Origin of the sequence: Streptomyces sp. NPDC005408, from assembly GCF_040606445.1 — a bacterium.
Taxonomy (GTDB): domain Bacteria; phylum Actinomycetota; class Actinomycetes; order Streptomycetales; family Streptomycetaceae; genus Streptomyces.
The window spans coordinates 268,348-286,407 of record NZ_JBEXEX010000002.1 but is presented as its reverse complement, the minus strand read 5'-3'; the positions used below and the strand labels follow the sequence as shown (position 1 = coordinate 286,407).

The 18,060-nt window shown below is 70.7% G+C and carries 19 protein-coding genes and 1 tRNA gene; 4 read left to right on the top strand and 16 right to left on the bottom strand.

The genetic code is table 11. The annotated features are described in order from the left end of the window. Position 1: 1 nt before the first annotated feature. The 16 genes from ABZS64_RS03345 to ABZS64_RS03270 form a co-directional block, all read right to left on the bottom strand. Positions 2–1,090, bottom strand: coding sequence for a 3-oxoacyl-[acyl-carrier-protein] synthase III C-terminal domain-containing protein (locus tag ABZS64_RS03345; RefSeq protein WP_355822555.1), 1,089 nt, complete (start codon positions 1,088–1,090; stop codon positions 2–4). A gap of 15 nt (positions 1,091–1,105) precedes the next feature. After that, on the bottom strand, positions 1,106–1,507 hold the full coding sequence (locus ABZS64_RS03340; RefSeq protein WP_355822553.1) for a phosphopantetheine-binding protein: 402 nt from the start codon (positions 1,505–1,507) through the stop codon (positions 1,106–1,108). Positions 1,508–1,595: 88 nt separating this feature from the next. Further along, positions 1,596–1,787, bottom strand: a complete 192-nt coding sequence (locus ABZS64_RS03335; RefSeq protein WP_355822551.1) for an acyl-CoA carboxylase epsilon subunit — start codon at positions 1,785–1,787, stop codon at positions 1,596–1,598. Then, complete coding sequence (locus ABZS64_RS03330) at positions 1,784–3,388, bottom strand: acyl-CoA carboxylase subunit beta (protein WP_355822549.1); 1,605 nt, start codon at positions 3,386–3,388, stop codon at positions 1,784–1,786. Before ABZS64_RS03330 ends, ABZS64_RS03335 begins: the two co-directional genes overlap by 4 nt. Beyond that, positions 3,385–4,152, bottom strand: coding sequence for a 3-oxoacyl-ACP reductase family protein (locus ABZS64_RS03325; protein ID WP_355822547.1), 768 nt, complete (start codon positions 4,150–4,152; stop codon positions 3,385–3,387). Before ABZS64_RS03325 ends, ABZS64_RS03330 begins: the two co-directional genes overlap by 4 nt. Then, a complete protein-coding gene (locus tag ABZS64_RS03320; RefSeq protein ID WP_355822545.1) occupies positions 4,149–6,503 on the bottom strand; it encodes a beta-ketoacyl-[acyl-carrier-protein] synthase family protein in 2,355 nt (784 codons plus the stop codon). Before ABZS64_RS03320 ends, ABZS64_RS03325 begins: the two co-directional genes overlap by 4 nt. 29 nt (positions 6,504–6,532) lie before the next feature. Continuing rightward, entirely contained in the window at positions 6,533–7,834 is a 1,302-nt protein-coding gene (locus tag ABZS64_RS03315) for a beta-ketoacyl-[acyl-carrier-protein] synthase family protein (RefSeq protein WP_355822543.1), read from the bottom strand. Next, entirely contained in the window at positions 7,831–8,214 is a 384-nt protein-coding gene (locus ABZS64_RS03310) for a hydroxymyristoyl-ACP dehydratase (protein WP_355822541.1), read from the bottom strand. The genes ABZS64_RS03315 and ABZS64_RS03310 overlap by 4 nt, the downstream gene beginning before the upstream one ends. After that, positions 8,211–9,524 carry a beta-ketoacyl-[acyl-carrier-protein] synthase family protein gene (locus tag ABZS64_RS03305; protein WP_355822539.1) on the bottom strand — a complete coding sequence of 438 codons (1,314 nt, stop codon included), beginning with the start codon at positions 9,522–9,524 and terminating at the stop codon, positions 8,211–8,213. Before ABZS64_RS03305 ends, ABZS64_RS03310 begins: the two co-directional genes overlap by 4 nt. Next, entirely contained in the window at positions 9,521–9,982 is a 462-nt protein-coding gene (locus ABZS64_RS03300; protein WP_355822537.1) for a hotdog domain-containing protein, read from the bottom strand. The genes ABZS64_RS03305 and ABZS64_RS03300 overlap by 4 nt, the downstream gene beginning before the upstream one ends. Positions 9,983–9,984: 2 nt before the next feature. Beyond that, positions 9,985–10,374, bottom strand: a complete 390-nt coding sequence (gene acpS / locus ABZS64_RS03295; RefSeq protein WP_355822536.1) for a holo-ACP synthase — start codon at positions 10,372–10,374, stop codon at positions 9,985–9,987. A 519-nt stretch (positions 10,375–10,893) separates the two neighbouring features. Beyond that, positions 10,894–11,328, bottom strand: coding sequence for a hypothetical protein (locus ABZS64_RS03290; RefSeq protein ID WP_355822534.1), 435 nt, complete (start codon positions 11,326–11,328; stop codon positions 10,894–10,896). A gap of 35 nt (positions 11,329–11,363) precedes the next feature. Beyond that, positions 11,364–11,834 (bottom strand): protease inhibitor I42 family protein, encoded by a 471-nt coding sequence (locus tag ABZS64_RS03285; protein ID WP_355822532.1) that lies wholly within the window; start codon positions 11,832–11,834, stop codon positions 11,364–11,366. 13 nt (positions 11,835–11,847) lie between these two features. Beyond that, the gene (locus ABZS64_RS03280; protein WP_355822530.1) at positions 11,848–13,419 is read right to left on the bottom strand and encodes a peptidoglycan-binding protein; all 1,572 of its coding nucleotides are present in this window, start codon (positions 13,417–13,419) and stop codon (positions 11,848–11,850) included. A gap of 14 nt (positions 13,420–13,433) precedes the next feature. Further along, entirely contained in the window at positions 13,434–13,817 is a 384-nt protein-coding gene (locus ABZS64_RS03275) for a hypothetical protein (protein ID WP_355822528.1), read from the bottom strand. 217 nt (positions 13,818–14,034) lie between these two features. Further along, positions 14,035–14,107 (bottom strand) — tRNA-Arg (locus tag ABZS64_RS03270). A gap of 186 nt (positions 14,108–14,293) precedes the next feature. Between ABZS64_RS03270 and ABZS64_RS03265 the strand changes: the two genes are divergently transcribed. The 4 genes from ABZS64_RS03265 (at position 14,294) to ABZS64_RS03250 (ending at position 18,058) form a co-directional block, all read left to right on the top strand. Further along, the gene (locus ABZS64_RS03265; protein WP_355822526.1) at positions 14,294–14,860 is read left to right on the top strand and encodes a TetR/AcrR family transcriptional regulator; all 567 of its coding nucleotides are present in this window, start codon (positions 14,294–14,296) and stop codon (positions 14,858–14,860) included. Positions 14,861–14,937: 77 nt separating this feature from the next. Beyond that, positions 14,938–16,266, top strand: coding sequence for an MFS transporter (locus ABZS64_RS03260; RefSeq protein ID WP_355822524.1), 1,329 nt, complete (start codon positions 14,938–14,940; stop codon positions 16,264–16,266). Continuing rightward, positions 16,263–17,642, top strand: a complete 1,380-nt coding sequence (locus ABZS64_RS03255; protein WP_355822522.1) for a carotenoid oxygenase family protein — start codon at positions 16,263–16,265, stop codon at positions 17,640–17,642. Before ABZS64_RS03260 ends, ABZS64_RS03255 begins: the two co-directional genes overlap by 4 nt. Next, a complete protein-coding gene (locus ABZS64_RS03250; protein WP_355822520.1) occupies positions 17,639–18,058 on the top strand; it encodes an SRPBCC family protein in 420 nt (139 codons plus the stop codon). The genes ABZS64_RS03255 and ABZS64_RS03250 overlap by 4 nt, the downstream gene beginning before the upstream one ends. The last annotated feature ends 2 nt before the right edge of the window (positions 18,059–18,060 follow it).

Below are 18,060 nucleotides of genomic sequence, written 5' to 3'. Positions count from 1 at the left end.
CTCAGCCCGCCGGAGCAGCCGCGGTCCAGTCCACGACGGCGCCCGCGTAGATCCACTTGGTGGACTCGACACCGACCAGCATCACGCGGTCGCCGGGCTTGATCCGGCCGCTGCGCCAGGCGTCGTCGAGGAAGAGCGGCACCGCGGCGCAGCCGACGGCCCCCATGGTGGAGAGGCTGTCGAAGACCTTCCCGTCGAGCGCCTTCCACTCGGCGGTGTCGAGGCCCAGCTCCTGGAGCGCGTCCAGCATCCAGCCGACGTTGCCCTCGGGGATCAGGCAGAGGTCGACGGACTCGACGTCCACGTTGCTGTGCCGCAGTGTGCTGCTGATCGCGTCGGTGACCATCACGGGCGTGAAGTCCCCGGCGCCGACGACGTCGACCTTCAGGTCGACGAGCCGCTTGGCCTTGAGCTGCTCGTGGATCGGCGCATGGGTGCCGCCGCCCACCGAGTGGATGCCGGCCTTGCGGTCGCCGCCGATGGCCTCCATCGCGGCGCCCAGCAGACCGCCGGACTCCGCGTTCTCGTCGGCGCGCAGCACGATCGCTCCCGCGCCGTCGCCGAACATGTAGACCGGCATCCGGTCCCGCATGCGGATCTTGTACGGGTCCTTGCCGAGGAAGATCGGCGCCAGTACGGGGGAGATGGCCTCGCTCCCGATAACCAGCGCGGTCTTGTAGACCCCCGACTCCAGGTACATCCGGGCGACATCCAGGCCCTGGACGACGCCCGCGCCGCCTGAGCGGATCTCCAGGGTGGCGCAGCGGACCAGGCCAAGACGCTCCTGGACCATGTTGACCAGCGGCGGCAGCGGGTAGTCGGGCGTGCCGGTGGCGAGGATGATCAGGTCGATGTCGCCGGCTTCGAGACCGGCCGAGTCCAGAGCCCGTACGGCGGCCTTGTAGGCCATGTCCGAGTTGTTCTCGCGGTGTTCGCCGGTGGCCGGGTCGATCATCCAGAACCGGCGCTCGATGGAGAGGCCCTCGCGGACCTCGTCGGGCAGCGGCCCGACGAGGCGCGCGATCTCCTCGGTGGAGATCGGGTCACCGGGCTGATAGCCGCCGGTGCCGATGATGTGTACTGCGGTCATCTGATGTGAGCCCCTTCAGGCAGTGGCGAGGGCGGCGCGGTGCTCGACCAGGCCGACAAGGTTTTCCACCGTGAACAGGCCCATGACCTGGGTGGCCTGGAGCTTGCCGGTGAGCTCGGCGGTGTCGATCTGGGGCATGACCTTCTTCAGCTGGGCCAGGCCCGCGGCCGAGACGATCTCGTTCTCGTCGCCGAACTCCTCGTCCGGTATGCCGCCCTGGACGTAGGCGGCCAGCTCCGCCGCCTGGATCTTGATGCCGAGCGAGCGCTCAAGGCGGAACAGGATGTCGAGCAGATCGATCGACTCCGCGCCCAGGTCGTCCAGCAGGGTGGCCTCGGGCACGACCTCGTCGGTCTCGGCGCCAAGGGCGTCGATGACCGCGTCGGTCACGGCTTCGACGATGGTGTTGCGGTCCATGGATAGTCCTCCGGGACTGAGATGGGAGCGGCGGCTTGGTGTTCTCGTACTGCCAGATCCGCCGCTACGGGCTGCGGATACACCGTGATCAGCGGGCCCAGGAAACGGGCGAGACCGGTGGTGCGGAGCGCGGCACCGGCCAGGGGTCCGTGCGGCGCGCGGACTTGGCGTGCACGGGACCGGCAGGCGCCGAGGCCAGCCGGAGCGCCACAAGCACCGCGCAGAGCTCTTCAGGGGTGGGGCTGCCGCTGACCACGGCCAGCTCTACCGGGCCGCTCACTGCGGCGGATTCCCGTGCTTGCGCTGCACCAGCGGTACGTACTTGGCGCGCAGCAGAGCCAGCGAGCGGATCAGCACCGAACGGGTGTCGCGCGGGTCGATGACATCGTCGACCAGCCCGCGCTCCGCCGCGTAGTACGGATGCATCAGGGTGCGCCGGTAGTCCTCGATGACCTCGGCGCGCTCCGCCTCCGGATCGTCGGCCGCGGCGATCCGCTTGCGGAAGACGACATTGGCGGCGCCCTCCGCGCCCATCACCGCGATCTCGTTGGTGGGCCAGGCGAACGACAGATCGGTGCCGATGGAGCGGGAGTCCATCACGATGTACGCACCGCCGTAGGCCTTGCGCACAATGACCTGGATCCGGGGGACGGTGGCATTGCAGTACGCGTACAGCAGCTTGGCGCCGTGCCGGATGATCCCGCCGCGCTCCTGGTCGGCCCCGGGCAGGAAGCCCGGCACATCCACCAGCGTGACCAGTGGGATGTTGAAGGCGTCGCAGGTCTGGACGAACCTGGCGCCCTTCTCCGAGGAGTGGATGTCCAGAACGCCGGCCATCTGCATCGGCTGGTTGGCGATGACACCCACCGTCTGTCCGTCCAGCCGCGCCAGGGCGCAGATCAGACTGGTGCCCCAGCCCTCGTGCACCTCGAAGAAGTCGCCGTCGTCGACGATCTCCTCGATCACCTTCCGCATGTCGTACGCGGCCTGCGGATCGACCGGGACGATGTCGAAGAGCGCGTCGCAGGAGCGGTCCCCAGGATCCTGCGGCGCCTCGGCCGGGGGCATCTCCCGGTTGTTGGACGGCAGCAGCGACAGCAGATGGCGGACGTCCTCGAAGCAGGACTCCTCGTCGTCGTGCGCGAACGCGGCCAGACCCGAGACCTGGGAGTGCATGTCCGCGCCGCCCAGTTCGTCCTGGGTGAGCTTCTCACCGGTGACAGCCTGGACCACATCGGGCCCGGTCAGGAACATCTGCGAGGTGCCGCGCACCATGAAGACGAAGTCGGTCAGTGCGGGGGAGTAGGCGGCGCCGCCCGCGCAGGGGCCGAGCACCACACTGATCTGCGGAATGAGACCGGAGGCCCGGACATTGCGGCTGAAGATCCCTCCGTACCCGGCGAGCGCGGTCACTCCCTCCTGGATACGGGCCCCGGCGCCGTCACAGAGCGAGATCAGCGGTACGCCGCCGGCCTCGGCCAGGTCCATCACCTTGTGGATCTTCTCGGCGTGCGCCTCGCCGAGCGCACCTCCGAAGACCCTGAAGTCATGTGCATACACCAGGACTTCACGGCCATGCACCCGGCCCCACCCGGCGACGACACCGTCGCCGTGCGGGCGCCTGCGGTCCATGCCGAAGTCGGTGGCACGGTGCCGGCGCAGCGGCTCGATCTCGGCGAACGAGCCCTCGTCCAGCAGGAGTTCTATCCGCTCCCGCACGGTCAGCTTGCCCTTGGCGCGCTGCCGTTCGGTGGCGGCTGCGTCCCCCGCGTACAACTCCTCCTTGATGATCCGCAGTTCGTCGACCCGCTGCTCCATCGTCTCGCGCGGCAGCTCGCCACGGGCGGCGGGGCGCAGCGCGGTCTCTCCGGGGCTGCTCATGGGCGCCCCAGACCCAGCGCGGTCATCGCGCCGCCGTCCACATTGACCAGCGATCCAGTCATGTACGAGGACTCGGGGCCGCTCAGGAAGCGAACCACGTCCGCGATCTGCTCGACCTCGCCGAAGTCCCGCATCGGGATCTGCTTCTTGATGGAGCGGCCGGTGGCGCCCTCCGTCAGACCCGCCACCAGATCGGTCGGGGCGAAGCCGGGCAGTACCGCGTTGACGCGGATGCCGAAGCGCGCCGACTCCATGGCGCAGCAGCGGGTGAAAGCGTTGACCGCGCCCTTGGACGCGGCGTAGTTGGACTCGCCGACCCAGCCGCGCTCACCCATGACGGAGGAGACGTTGACGATCACGCCCGCGCCCTTGCTCATGAAGTGCGGCAGCACGGCCTTGGTGCAGTGGAAGACGCCGCCGAAGTTGACGTTCATGACGTCCAGCCAGTCGTCCATCTCCATGTTGAAGATGAGCGCGTCCTGGGCCACCCCGGCGTTGTTGACCAGGATGTCCAGGCCACCGAGATCCTCGACGGTCTGGCGGACCATCTCCAGGGCGGCGGCGCAGTCCGCGACATCGCCGTGCACGGTGATCGCGCGCCCGCCGGCGGCCTCGATCTCGCGGGCCAGCTCCTTCGCCGGGCCCTCGGAGCTGCGGTAGTTGATGGCGACGGCGGCGCCGTCGGCTGCCAGCCGACGGCAGACGGCGGCGCCGATGCCGCGGGAACCGCCGGTTACCAGGGCGACCTGTCCTTGGAGCTTCATCGGGCCTCTCCAGATGTAGTGGTGGTACGGGATTCATCGGCGCCGCAGCGCACAGCCAGCGACACATGACTGCCGCCGAGCGAGGAGCTGTTCAACAGCACCGGGCGGCCACCGAACTGCCCCTGGTGCAGGGCCAGCGCGAGCGTCAGCGCCCCACCGACGCCCATCGGCTCGCCGAGGACGGTCTTCGGAGCGTGCAACGGCGGGACCCCATAGGGGTGGAACAGCCGCTGCACGGCCTGGCTCTCGGCAGTGTCGGCGGCGCGCAGCCCGGCCGAGGCGAGCCACACCGAGTCCACCCCGGTCGGCGCCAGACCGGCATCGTCCAGGGCCGCGCGCATCGCGCGCTCCAGGCCCCGGCCGCGCGCGTCCCAGAGCCGGGCCCGGCTGGCGTCGGACGCCATGCCGTGGCCGAGCACCTCACCGAGGATGGTGGCGCCGCGCTCGATCGCCGCGGAGCGCCGCTCCAGAACGACGGCGACGCTGCCCTCGGCGAGCGTGAACCGGCCGTCGGCCGCCTCGCCCGGACCCCGCGTCGAGGCCGCGCCGACCGCCGTGTATGCCCGGCCCACCTCCTCGGTCAGCGTGTCGGAGACCGTGCACACCAGGGCGTCGGCGTGCCCGGCCGCCAGAAGATCGGCGGAGTAGGCGAGCGCGGCGGCGCCGGTGGCGTGGCCGGCCGAGAGCGTGGACGTCGGTCCGCGCAGACCGAGATGGATGGCGATCTGCCCGGCCGCCTGGTTGTAGACGGTGTTCGGGAAGACGGACGGATCGGCGGCGGCGGGCCCCTCGGCGAGCAGCGGAATGGTGAACTTCTCCATCGCCTCCATCGGTCCCGTACCGGTGCCGAAGACAATGCCGAGCGCCTCGGCCGCCGCGCTGCCGGGCTCGAATCCCGCATCCGCGAGGGCCTTGGCGGTTGCGGCGATGGAGAACTGGGCGAGCCGGTCCATCCGGCGGCGCTCGCGCTTCGTCAGATACGGGTCGGGGTCGAAGTCGACCCGGCTGCGGCGCAGTCCGCCGTCCCACTCGACCGGGCACTGGCCACGGGTGTACGCCGACCAGACCTCGGCCGCCGTGGAGCCGGCCGGGCTGAGCAGCCCGATACCGGTGATCACCACGCGGTCGGTCTCCGGCTGCGGCGGGTGGTGGCCGTCCGCCGTCCTGGTCAGCACCAGCGAGGCGTTGGCCCCGCCGAAGGCGAAGTTGTTGGTGAGCGCGGCGCCGGTGTCCAGGGGCCTGGCAGGTCCCGGGATGTAGTCGAGCGGGCAGTCGGGGTCGGGCGTGGTGTACCCGGCGGTGGGCGGCGCCAGTTGGTCGGCCAGCGCCTGCGCCGTCACGATGGCCTCGGCCGCCCCGGCGGCGCCGAGCATGTGGCCGATCATGGACTTGGTGCTGGAGACCGGTGTACGGGCCGCCTCCTCCTCGCCCAGGGCGAGCCGGATGGCGTTGGTCTCGGCCGGGTCGTTCTTCGGGGTGCCGGTGCCGTGCCCGTTGACGTATCCGATCTGCTCCGGCGTGATCCCGGACAGCCGCAGCGCCGACTCGATGGCCCTGGCCGCGCCCCTGCCCTGCGGCTGCGGGGCGGTGGAATGGAAGCCGTCGGCGGAGAGTCCGTAACCGGCGATGTCGGCGATACCGGTCAGCCCGTGTTCGCGGGCGAAGTCGGCACGGACCAGGACGACCATGCCGCTGCCCTCGCCGAGCGAGAGCCCCTGCCGCCCCGCGTCGTACGGGGCGGCAGGCTCGGGCGACAGCGACTGGAGCGCGTTGAACCCGGCGAAGCAGACGTCCGAGAAGGCGTCGCTGCCGCCGGCGAGCACGGCGTCGGCCCGGCCCGCGCGCAGCAGATCGGCGGCGAGCCCGATCGCGTTGGCACCCGAGGCGCACGCCGTGTTCACCGCGAGCACAGGGCCACGCAGCCGGAACGCCGCGCCCACCGACTCGGCCAGCGCCTGCGGCGTGACCAGCAACGGCAGTTCAGGGTCGGGGACTTCACCGTCCCGTACCGCCCGCAGCCACTCCCGGCCGGAGAGCAGCCCGGCATTGCAGGTGCCGAGCACCACGCCGAACCGCTCGGAGTCCACCAGACCCGCGGGCAGCGCCGCCATGGCCTCTTCGGCGGCCACCAAGGCGAGTTCGATCGCCCGCTCGCGGAACCCGTCCGGATGCCGGTAGCCGCGCGAGGGCTCCACCGGGTCCGTCACCTCGCCGCCGAGCTTGGTGTCGAGCCCGTCCATCTCCAGGGCCTGCACGGGACGGATGCCGACCTGGCCCTGCCGCGCGCCGTCCCACAGGTGCCGGGCGGTGGGACCCAGCGCCGAGATCGCGCCCGTACCCACCACGGTCACACCACTGCTCCTGTGCTGTGGGTCCATCGTCAATTCCCCCTCTGAACCTGCTTGATGGGGGCGCTCAGCACGAGCGCCGTCTGCTGTCCTTCCAGTCCGCGGCCGATCGCCACGGTGTGCCGCACCTGTCCCTCGCGGGCCTGCCCGGCCACCCAGTCCATCCCCGCGCACTCCGGGTCGAGCCGGTCCAGGCCCAGCGTCGGCGGCAGGGCCGAGCCGTCGATCGCCATCGCGCAGACCGCCGCGTTGAGCGCGCCCGCGCCCGCGACGAGATGCCCGGTGGCCGGTTTGACGCTGCCCGCCGCCGTACCGGAGTCGCGGCCGAACACCCGGGTCAGCGCCCGTGCCTCGGTGCGGTCGCCGAGCCGCGTCGCACAGCCGTGGGCGGCCACATAGTCGACATCGCCGGCGTCCACCCCGGCCTCGCGCAGCGCTCGCTGCACGGCGGCGGCCAGAGGCTCGCCGTCCGGGTGCGGGGTGACCAGATCGGGGTCCTGGGTCGCGCCGAAGCCGCCGACCTCCGCGTACACATGGGCGCCGCGGCGCCGAGCGGACTCCCACTCCTCGAGGACCAGGAAGGCCGAGCCCTCGCCCAGCACCGAGCCACTGCGCTCCCGGTCGTACGGACGGAAGGCGGCCGCGCCCGCCTCGTTGCGGGTGGTGAGCACGCCAAGGCCGTCCATCTTGGACATCACCCACCAGGACGCGGCGTCGTCGAAGCCGCCGGCGATCACCACATCGGACTCGCCGTGACGGATCGAGCGGAAGCCCCGGGCGAGCGCCGTCACTCCGGCGTCGGCGGTGCCGTGGTAGTAGGAGTTGGCGCCCTTGAACCCGTGCGCGTGCGAGAGATGGAAGAGCGAGGCGGACTGCAGGCCCTCCACGAAATACAGCGGGTAGAAGGCGGACGAGGCACGCTCGCCGAGCTGCCGCAGATCCGCCCTGCCGTCCTCGCGGCGGCCCGCCAGGCTGCCGTTCAGCAGATGCTCCGGGTTGGAGATCTCCTTGTTGCCGCCAACGAACACTCCGGCCCGCTCCGGGTCGTACCCGGCCACCGCGAGATCGAGCCCGGCGTCCTCGACCGCCAATGCCGCGCCTGCAATGGCGAGTTGATCGTTGCGCGTGGTCATCCGCAGGGACTTGCGGTGGGCGTACCGGGTTGGCTTGAAGTCCGCCAGCTCGGCGGCGATCCGGGTGCTGAGCGACGAGGGGTCGTACCCCTGGATCGGCCCGATGCCGCTCCGTCCGTCGAGCAGCGCCTTCCAGGTCTCGCCCCGGCCGTCGCCGAGAGCGGTGAGTACTCCGATGCCGGTGACGGCGACCCGCCTCATGCCGCCACCTCGCTCTTCTCCAGGCGGAGTTGGCGGATGGTGGTGATGTCCCGCCCGTCCACGCCGACCGCCGCCTTGAAGGTGACGGACGACTCGGTCGCCTCGATCACCTTGACGCTGATCTCCAGCCGGTCACCGGGCTCGGCGAAATGGCGGTAGCGCACCCGCCGCGCCTCGGCCAGCACCCAGCGGGAGCCCTGCGGCACCTTGGGGGCGGCGAGCCTGGCGGCCCGGACGATGTCGTCCAGGATCAGCACACCGGGCAGGACGGGGAACCGGGGGAAGTGAGTGGCGAACACCGTCAGGGTGCCCGGGACATTACGGACGGCGACGGCCCGCTTGCCCGGCACCACATCGAGGACCTCGTCGAACGCTGTCATGCTGCCTTTCCTTCACTCAGTCCTTCGCTCTTTCCTTCGCTCATTCCGGCCTTGACCACGAAGCAGGCGTTGGTACCGCCGAACGCGAAGGCATTGACCAGAGCCGCTCGGACCGGGCGACGTGCGGCCTTGTTCGGCACATAGTCGAGATCGAGCTTGGGATCGGGGCGGTCGAGGTTGATGGTCGGTGGCACCAGGCCCTCGCGGATGGCGCCGAGCGCGGCGATCAGATTGACTCCCGCCGCCGCCGAAGTGAGGTGGCCCGTCATGGACTTGGGGGAGCTCACGCACAGCTCGTCGGCGTGCTGCCCGAAGAGCTTCCTGATGGCAAGGGTCTCGCTGGCGTCGTTGCCGGGCGTGGACGTCCCGTGCGCGGCGATGTAGTCGATGCCGTCCGGGCCGAGACCCGATTCCGCCACCGCGTCCCGCATCGCGGAGACCGCGCCGCCGCCGTCCGGCGGCGAGTCGGTGATCCGGTAGGCGTTCAACGTGGCGCCGTAGCCGACGAGTTCGCCGTGGATCCGGGCGCCGCGCGCCACCGCGCTGTCCCAGTCCTCCAGGACCGCGATGACCGCGCCCTCGCCGAGGACGAAGCCGGAGCGGTCGGAGTCAAAGGGGCGGGAGGCCCGCTCGGGTTCGTCGTTCCAACGGTCGGTGATCGCGCCGAGCAGCGAGAAGCCGAGGACGTCCATCCAGGTCGTCAGCGCATCGAAGCCGCCGGCGAGCATCTGTGTGCACTCGCCCTCCTGGATACGCCGGTAGGCCTCGCCGATCGCGTGAGCGGCGCCCGCGCAGGCGGTGGAGACACTGACCATGGGACCGCGGCAGTCCCCGGCCCTGGCGACTGCGACGACCCCGACGTTCTGGTTGCGCAGAAGTACGTCCCCGGGGGCCTGCCGGTACAGATCACGGAAGTCGCTGGTGCTCAACTGGTACGACATGTCGACCAGTTCCTGGAGCTCGGGCCTGCCGACCGTGCCGGCCACCGCCACACCCCGGTCGTACGGATCGGTGGCGCCCCAGCCCTCGCCCGCGTCCGCCACCGCCTCCTGGGCCGCGGCGAGCGCGAACAGCGCAGCACGCGAGAGATGGCGCCGCTGCTTGGCGGGCGCCACGCTCTTCGGGTCGAAGCCCTTGACCTGGCCGGCGATCCGGACCGGGAAAGTGGAGGCGTCGAAGGTCTCCAGAGTGCTTACGCCGCTGCGACCCTCGGCAAGACCCTGCCAGGTCTCGGCGGCGCTGTTGCCGAGCGGGGTGACCGCGCCGACCCCGGTGATGGCGACCCGCCTCATCGGCTTCGTCCGGTTCATCGGCGACCGCCGCCGACCGGCACCCGGGTGAGCCGCTCCAGCATCCGCCGTGTGTCCTCGGGGTCCTCCAGGTCTTCGGCGGGCAGCAGGGCGCACATCACTGCCTCGGCCTTCATCACGGTCCTGCCGTTCACCGACGCGGTGCCGGAGAGGACCGCGGTCTCCTCGCCCATGGACTCGACCGTCCCCTCCAGCACCAGGGTGTCCCCGGGACGTACCGGCTCATGGAAGGAGACCCCGTCCACCGAGAGGAGCGCGGCGCGTTGCCGCACCCCGGTGGTGGCGATGATCAGCCAGGTTCCGGCCTGGCAGAGGGCTTCCAGGATCAGCGGCTCGGGCATCTGGGGGCCGTTGCCCTCGTCCCGCCAGAAGTCCTCCAGCCAGGAGGTGAGTTTGCGGGCGCTGATGGTGCGCCCCGCATCCCAGGAGTCGATTCGGTCGATCAGATGGAAACGCATCGTCATCCTTCGTCTAGGAACATCACGGCGTGGGCGATGGCGTACTCCCCGCTGTGCGAGAGCGAGAGCTCGACGGAGGAGGCCCCGGCCTTCTCCGCCCGGTCACCGGCCCCGCCGGACAGGCGCACCCGGGGGCGACCGAGCGGGGTGTTGACCACCTCCACATCGGTCCAGCGGGTGCCGGGACCGAGCCCGGTGCCGAGCGCCTTCAGGACGGCTTCCTTGGCGGCGAACCGCGCCGCCAGATGAGCGAGACGATTGCGTTTCGCGGCGCAGTAAGCGCGCTCGCGCCCGGTGAAGATGTCCTGTTCCGCGGCGGGGTTGTCCGCCAGCAGCCTGCGGATCCGATCCACTTCGACCAGGTCCACTCCGACCGCGATCCGTGTCGCCACGCCACCATTCCCCCGTCATCCGTTCCGGCACTGCACTGAGAGATCCGGGCCGTGGCATCGCGGATACACCGGCGTACGGATGTATCCGGGCGCCGTCTTGCGGGATCTGTCGTGCGGGATCTGTCGTGCGGATCGGAGTCAGGACCAGGCGGAGGTGGGGTAATTGCGCATCGCCACGAACACCGACTGCGGCTCGTCCGCGCACTGAGCGAGCTGGGCGGGGTCCCGCTCGCCCGATCGCGCGCGGTGGCGGCCCAGCCACTCGCAGGGCTGCCCGGCGGATCACCCGCGTCGGGCAGCCGCCGGCAGAACCTGCCTGGCGACCCGTCCGCTCACGCAAACGGCCCCGGACGAAGAGTCCGAGGCCGAATAGAACGCCTCCCGGGGGAACCCCAGGGCCAACGGCTTACTGCATGGTGCCCCCGGCAGGATCTGACGTCGTTGATGTCAGACGTGGATGTCAGTGACCCTCTGATCCGTAGCTCTGGCGGGATGGGTCAGCGACGGTCATGCAGGCCGCTACGAGGCCCCGAAGGGAGGGGGCGGGCCGGGGACGGCTCCTCGGGTTGCGGTACGGCTGCCGCGGCGCAGGCCGATGAGCTCGGCGACCGTGTCCAGCCAGCGTGCGGCGCGCGCCTCGTCATCCGGTGTGCCGGCGACCTGCGCGGCGGTCTCCAGCCAGTCCCGCAGGCATGCGGACGCGGCACCCGACGGCAGGGGCTCGGACAGCCCGGCCGCGTACACGAGGCCGCCGGCCCGGACGATCTTCGCCACGTACGTCACCGAGCGCGGCAGCACACCGAGCCGGTCGAGGGTGACGGCGGCGGCGATCGCACCGTCGCCGAAGAGCGCGGTGCGGAAGGTGTCGCGGCTGAGGCCGTGGCGCAGCAGCGCCTCGATGTCGGTGGCGGCGAGCACCTCGTCGTCGGTGCGTGGGGAGCGGTCGTGGACCATGGTCATTCCGTTCGGTCGTTCCGTTCCCGTGCAGGTCAGCGGACGGTGATGGTGTAGACGTAGTAGGCGACCTCGTCGTCCGACTTCGTCGGGGCCGCGGTGGTCGTGGCCGTCGGGACCGGGCTCGCGCTCACCTCCGCGGCGCTCCCGCACAGGCCGTGCGGGCAGAACAGCAGTTTCACCGTCGTCCTGCCGGCCGCGTGCGCCTTGAAGTCGAAGAACTGGGCGCCGGCCCCGCTGCCGATGAGGTCTTCGTCGCCCCCTTCTTCCTCCTCGCGCCTGCCCTGGTACGTGACGACGCCCTTGTCGGGGTGCGGGCTCGCCAAGTACCAGTTCTGGCCGAGGGCGGGGTTGGCCGGGACCTCGAGGGTGAACGTGTCGCCCTTGTCGACGGAGACGCTCCGCTCGCCCGGCCCGAAGGCGGCGGGTCCGGTGGAGCCGCCGCATCCGGAAAGGGTGACGAGGGCGGCGGCCGAAGCGGCCGCAGTACGCACAATGTTTCGCATTCGCACGGTGAGTTCAGTCCTGCTGGATGTAGACGCGGTTGACGTCGCCCTTGTGGGCCTTGGAGTAACGGTCGTCGGCGGCGGCCTCGAGATCACCGTTGATGAAATCGTCCTCGCTGATCCAGGACGTGGTGCCCCACGGGTTGTAGACCTGCAGCTTGCCGTCCTCCTGCCCGATGATCATCAGGCTGTGGCCGTGGCGGCCGCCGTTCTCGTCGACGCGCGTGATGTTGATGGGCACGGGCTTGCCGTCGGCGACGGACTTCTCGATGTCGGGCAGGACGCCGCGCCGGTCGTCGGCGCCGTCCATCTCCTTCTGGTCGTACTTGTCGCCGGTGTGCGGGCCGAGCTCCTTGTTGGAGATCTCCTCCTGCCCGTCGGAGTCCATGCCGGCCGGGTGTTGGTCCCACCACCAGCCGTCCATCTCGCCGTCGCCCTCGTCGTTCATCCGAAACTGCTCGTCGTGCAGGCGCTTGCGGAAGTGATCCGGGTCGTCGTCGGTGCCGTCGGGGCCGCCGGTGAGTTCGAGGGCGTACACCGGGTCGACGAGGGCGCGGGCGGTGACCGTCGAGGACGGGACGCAGGTCTCGTTGTCCTGGTCCCAGAGCTCGCCGCGGAAACCCTGCTGCTCCTTGCCGGGGGCGACGGAATTCGTGGTGACCGGCGTCAGGTGCTCCGAGAGCCACGCCGCGTCCTTGCCGTGGATCTTCCCGCCGAACTTCTCGACCTCGCCGACGTCGTAGCCCGAGGCGAGGGCCTTCATGAGGTACGCCTTCTCCTGCGGGCTCGACGCGTTCGCCAACAGCTTTTCCATGCGTGCCCGTTCGGCGGGCGACATGTCCTCCATGGCGCGGCCCGAGCGTTCGAGGTCGTTGGCACTGAGGATCTCGTTCAGCTCGGGGTCGCCGCCGGGGTTGGCGGTGTCGGCGAGGGCGAGCCGGTCGGCGGCGGTCAGTTCGTCGGTGTCCATCTGGCCGGCGCGGGCCTCGGCCGCGAACTTGTTGAGGTCGCGGGCCGCGATGCGGGCGGCGTCGTCGGCGTCGACGGCTGCCGCGTGCACGTCGTCGATGCCGTGGGAGGCCAGCGAGCGGGCCTTGAGGCGGAGGGCTTCCTCGTCGTCGTCCTCGTGCCAGTCATCGAACCAGCCGTCCTTGCCGCCGAGCATGGTGCGGGCGTCGCGCAGCTTGCCGCGGCCGGTGCCGTCCTTGGTCTGCGCCGTCTCCAGCGCGTCGGACAGCGCGATCAGGGCCTTGCCGCCGCCCTGGAACGCCTCGATCATCTGCTGGGCGTCGCGGGAGGCGGCGCCCACCACGTCGGAGGCGAGGACGCTCGTGTCGCCGACCCAGGCCTGCGGAAGACCCTTGCGGGCGATCTTGTCGATCCGGTCGCTCACCCTGTCGGCCTCGTCGGTCTGGCCGGTGTAGCGCTTGCCCAGGGCCTCGATCACCTTCGGGTCGCCGACCGGTGCCGAGACGCCGAGGGCGTCCTCGATCGCGTCGATCAGGTCGTTCTTGCTGCCGGCCGAGGAGATGCGCCCGCGCAGGCCGTCGAGCTTCTGGCTGCGGTCGTTCGTGGATTCCGTCATGGACGCGTGCCCCGTCAGTAGGCGGCCAGCGCGGACGGGCGCTGGGCGTGGGCCGGCATCGTGCTGACGCCCGCGTCGGCTGCCGAGCCGACGGAGACGCCGCGGGCTCCCGTACGGACGTCGATGTCGGAACCGCGGTATGCGTGGCTGGAGAGGCGGACCTTGTCCGCGAGTTCGTGCAGGGCCGCTTCGAGGACCTTGGTCTCGGCCTCCCAGGCGGCCGCGAACGCGTTGAACGCGGGCCCGGTGTCGGAGCCGCCGAGGGCGTCCTGCGTGTAGCACATCGTGCTGGCGACGGCCTTGCGGATCTTGCCCACGTCGTCGCCGGAACCGTCCAGTTCGCCGGCCTGGCCCGACATGCCCTTGTGCCTGACCTGGTAGCCCTCCGCAGAGGTCATGGCCCTTCCCCCGTTTCCCGCGTCCCCGACCCCGGCACACCTTCCGGACAGGGAAGTTGGGCCAGGTCACAACCGTCAGGAAGTTAGCAGATGACTGCCATGGACACGCCCGGCACCGGGAGACACGAGCTCCTAGTGGCACGTCCGTGGCACGGCCGCGATCACGGCAAAGGGCCAGTTCGAGGGGATCAACCCTCTGAACTGGCCCTTACTGCTGTGCCCCCGGCAGGATTCGAACCTGCGACACCCGCTTTAGGAGAGCGGTGCTCTATCCCCTGAGCTACGGAGGCGGCTTGAGCTGCTGCTGAGAACAGCCCTGGACAGGGTAGCGGATACGGGCCGGCAGGCGGGGGCGACCCCCGGCCTGCCCCCGCCAGCCGCGCAGCCCGATTCACACCCCGCCCACGCGCGTCCGGGTCGCGGTGCGGGGTCCTCGGGGGTTGACACCCGAGAAGTGTGAGTGGTCTATTACTCACATGGGTACGAGAAAGACGCGACAGCTCTCCACCGCCGACGCCCGTCGCGGCGAGGTTCTGGCCACCGCCGCGCGGGTCTTTGCGCCGCGGGGGTACTACGGCACCTCCACCACCGAGGTGGCCAAGGGTGCCGGGATCTCGCAGTCGTATCTGTACCGGCTCTTCCCCGACAAGGAGGCGTTGTTCGTCGCCGTCGTCGAGGAGTGCGGGCGGCTCATCCGGGAGCGGCTCGCCGAGGCGGTCGTTCAGGTGGGGAGTGCCGAGCCGGCGGATGTGCTGGATGCGATGGGGGATGCGTACGCGCATCTCATCGCCGACCGGGACGACCTGCTCAGGGTGCTGATGCATGCGAACTGTGCGGCGAGCGAGCCGGTGATCAGGGCGGCGGTGCAGGCGATGTACGCACGGCTCGTCGAGTATGTGCGCTCCGCGTCAGGTGCGCCGGACGAGCTGATTCAGGGCTTCTTCGCCACCGGGTTCCTGTGCAATGTCGTGGTCTCGATAGGGGCGACGGAGACCGATGCGCCCTGGACCCGGACGCTGCTCGCCGGTATCCGCCACTACTGAGCCAAGGCCGCACGCTTCGCGGCCTTTCTTTTCAGTCAATCAGTGAGTGATCGACCACTCTTTCTCCAGGAGGAGAGATGGCAACGGTGACGGAACAGCCATCGGGCATACGACAGGGCCCCGCTCTCGCCGCCCTCGCGGTAGCGCAGTTCCTCGTGGTGCTCAGCACTTCGATCGTGAACGTGGCGCTCCCCGCCCTGGCGGACGGGCTGGCCATGTCACCCGCCGCCCTGACCTGGGTCGTCAACGCCTACGTACTGGCTTTCGGCGCGCTCCTGCTGCTCGGGGGACGGCTCGCCGATCTGCTGGGCCGGCGACGGGTGTTCACCGCGGGCATGGCCGTCTTCGCGCTCGCCTCGCTCGCCTCCGGACTCGCCCCGTCCGCACCCGTGCTCATCGCGGCGCGCGCCGTCCAGGGCGCGGGCGCCGCTCTCCTTGCGCCCGCCGCGCTCGCGCTCGTACTGACCGTCTTCCCGCCGGGACCCGGCCGGGGCAGGGCGCTCGGTGTGTGGGGCGCGGTCTCCGGCGCGGGCGGTGCGGCCGGGGTGCTGCTCAGCGGGGTGCTCACCGAGCTGTACGGCTGGCCCGCGGTGTTCCTCGTCTCCGTGCCGGTCGCCGCCGTCTCGCTCGCCGCGACGCTCGTCCTGGTCCCCGCCGACGAGCCCGCGGGTGGCGGGGTCGACATCCTGGGCGCCGTCACGTCGACCGCCGGCCTGACCGCGCTCGTCTACGCACTCACCGCCAAGAACCCCGTCGCGGCCGCCGCGGGCCTGGCCCTCCTTGCCGTCTTCGCCCTACGGCAGCGGAGTGCCAGGACCCCTCTCGTGCCGCCGCGGCTGCTGCGTACGGGCAAGGTCACCGTCGCCAATGCAGCCATGACACTGCTCGGCGCGGTCTGGGTCGGCTTGTTCTACTTCCTGCCGCTCTACCAGCAACAGGTGCTCGGATACGGGCCGTTGGCGGCGGGCCTCACCCAACTCCCGCTCGCGCTCAGCGTCGTCGCCGGTTCCGTGCTCGCACCCCGGCTGCCCGCCCTCGCCGGGACGCCCGCGGCCCTCGCCGTACTCACCCTCGGACTCGTATGGCTGTCGTGGGCGCCCGACGACGCAGCGTTCGCCCTCGATCTGCTCGGGCCCTCGCTCCTCATCGGCGCGGGACTCGGAGCCGCGTTCGTACGGCTCACATCCCTGTCCACCGACGGCGTGCCGCCCGCCGACTCCGGTCTCGCCGGGGGCCTGATCAACACCACCCGCCAGCTCGGCGGAGCGCTCGGTCTGGCCCTGATGACGGCCATAGCTCCGACGGCGGCCGGCCACAGCGCCGCATTCGTCACCGCGGCGGTCCTCGCCGCGCTCACCACCTGCACCGCCTTCACCTTCACCATCACCAGGAGGAAGCAGTCATGACCACCAAGCCGTACGTCTCCGGGCACTACACGCCCGTCGTGGACGAGATCACAGCACACGAGCTGACCGTCCACGGAACCATCCCGCCCGAGCTCAGCGGCCGCTACTTCCGCAACGGCCACAACCCCAAGCCCGGCCACACGCCCACCCACTGGTTCAAGGGCAGCGGCATGATCCATGGGCTGCGGCTGCGGGACGGCCGCGCCGAGTGGTACCGCAACCGCTGGGTCCACACCCCCGCACTGGACGGCGTCCCCTACATGGGCGCCGACGGCATACCCAACCTGAGGGCCAGCGACGCCGCCACGCATGTCATCGAGCACGCGGGCCGCATCCTGGCGCTCCAGGAGGTGAACCTGCCGTACGAGATGACGCCCGAGCTCGACACCGTCGGCGCGTACGACTTCGGCGGGAAGCTCAAGACCGCGATGACCGCGCACCCCAAGACCGACCCGCTCACCGGCGAGCTGCACTTCTTCGGCTACGGGCCCTTGCCGCCGTATCTGACGTACTACGTCGCCGACGCCAAAGGCGACATCGTGCGCTCGGAGGCCGTCGACGGCGCGGGCCCGTCCCTGATGCACGACTTCGGCATCACGGCACGGCATGTCATCTGGCTGGACCTGCCTGTCGTCTTCAACCCGGCCGAGCAGTCCGGCATCCCGTACCGCTGGAGCGACACCTACACGCCGCGCATCGGTGTCATGCCGCGTTCCGGGCCCGCGAAGGTGCGGTGGTTCGAGGTGGAGCCCGGCGCGCTGCTGCATGTGGCGAACGCGTACGAGGACGAACGCGGCCGGATCGTGCTGAGCGGGCCGCGCTACGACCGCGGGGCCTGGGAGCAGACCTGGAAGTGGTGGATCGGCGCGCCCGGATACGCGCCCCAGCCGATGGTCGGCGCAACCGGACACCGCTGGATCCTCGACCCGGCGACCGGCACCGCGAGCGAGGAGGCGGTGGACGACCTGGTGACCGAATTCCCCACCATCAACGAGGACCTGACCGGCCTCCCGAACCGCTTCAGCTACTCCGTCGCGTTCCCCGGGCCGGATCTGAGCGAGTACGCCATCGCCAAGCACGACCACACCACCGGCGCCCGGGAACTGGTGCCCATGGGCCGCGGACGGATGCCGGGCGAAGCCGTGTTCGTGCCGGCCGAAGGCGGCACCCGTGAGGACGACGGCTATCTGCTCACTGTCGTGAGCGATCGGGACCAGGACGCCTCGCAGCTGCTGATCCTCGACGCGTCCGCGCCCGCGGGACAGCCCGTCGCCACGGTTGAACTGCCGCGTCGGGTGCCGTCCGGGATCCACGGCTCCTGGATCCCCGACACCCGGAGCAGCATCGGAACCGACACCGAGGACGGTGCACTGTGATCACCACGCGTCACGAGATCCGGATCGCGGCGCCCGTCGAGACCGTCTGGCGGCTGCACACCGACGTCGCCGCGTGGCCCGGCTGGAACACCGGCATCGACCTGGCCGCGCTCGAAGGCGAGCTGAAGGTGGGCGCGAGCTTCCGCTGGCTCACCCACGGGCTGGACATCACCTCGACGGTGACGGAGATGGAGCCGGGCCGGTCGATCGCCTGGGGCGGACCTGCCGCGGGAATCGACGGAATCCACCACTGGACGTTCGAGTCGTGCGGCGACGGTGAGACGCTCGTCATCACGGAGGAGTCCTGGGCGGGGGCGCCGGTGGACGCGGACCCGGACGGGATGCTCGCCGCTCTCGAACAGTCCCTGGTCGCCTGGCTGGACGACCTCAAACGCACGGCAGAGCAGGACAGTTAGAC

Bases quoted from the DNA above. Each gene is read 5' to 3' on its own strand.
- ABZS64_RS03345 (WP_355822555.1), bottom strand. From the start codon at position 1,090: ATGACCGCAGTACACATCATCGGCACCGGCGGCTATCAGCCCGGTGAC.
- ABZS64_RS03340 (WP_355822553.1), bottom strand. From the start codon at position 1,507: ATGGACCGCAACACCATCGTCGAAGCCGTGACCGACGCGGTCATCGAC.
- ABZS64_RS03330 (WP_355822549.1), bottom strand. From the start codon at position 3,388: ATGAGCAGCCCCGGAGAGACCGCGCTGCGCCCCGCCGCCCGTGGCGAG.
- ABZS64_RS03325 (WP_355822547.1), bottom strand. From the start codon at position 4,152: ATGAAGCTCCAAGGACAGGTCGCCCTGGTAACCGGCGGTTCCCGCGGC.
- ABZS64_RS03315 (WP_355822543.1), bottom strand. From the start codon at position 7,834: ATGAGGCGGGTCGCCGTCACCGGCATCGGAGTACTCACCGCTCTCGGC.
- ABZS64_RS03310 (WP_355822541.1), bottom strand. From the start codon at position 8,214: ATGACAGCGTTCGACGAGGTCCTCGATGTGGTGCCGGGCAAGCGGGCC.
- ABZS64_RS03305 (WP_355822539.1), bottom strand. From the start codon at position 9,524: ATGAACCGGACGAAGCCGATGAGGCGGGTCGCCATCACCGGGGTCGGC.
- ABZS64_RS03300 (WP_355822537.1), bottom strand. From the start codon at position 9,982: ATGCGTTTCCATCTGATCGACCGAATCGACTCCTGGGATGCGGGGCGC.
- ABZS64_RS03290 (WP_355822534.1), bottom strand. From the start codon at position 11,328: ATGGTCCACGACCGCTCCCCACGCACCGACGACGAGGTGCTCGCCGCC.
- ABZS64_RS03285 (WP_355822532.1), bottom strand. From the start codon at position 11,834: ATGCGAAACATTGTGCGTACTGCGGCCGCTTCGGCCGCCGCCCTCGTC.
- ABZS64_RS03280 (WP_355822530.1), bottom strand. From the start codon at position 13,419: ATGACGGAATCCACGAACGACCGCAGCCAGAAGCTCGACGGCCTGCGC.
- ABZS64_RS03275 (WP_355822528.1), bottom strand. From the start codon at position 13,817: ATGACCTCTGCGGAGGGCTACCAGGTCAGGCACAAGGGCATGTCGGGC.
- ABZS64_RS03265 (WP_355822526.1), top strand. From the start codon at position 14,294: ATGGGTACGAGAAAGACGCGACAGCTCTCCACCGCCGACGCCCGTCGC.
- ABZS64_RS03260 (WP_355822524.1), top strand. From the start codon at position 14,938: ATGGCAACGGTGACGGAACAGCCATCGGGCATACGACAGGGCCCCGCT.
- ABZS64_RS03255 (WP_355822522.1), top strand. From the start codon at position 16,263: ATGACCACCAAGCCGTACGTCTCCGGGCACTACACGCCCGTCGTGGAC.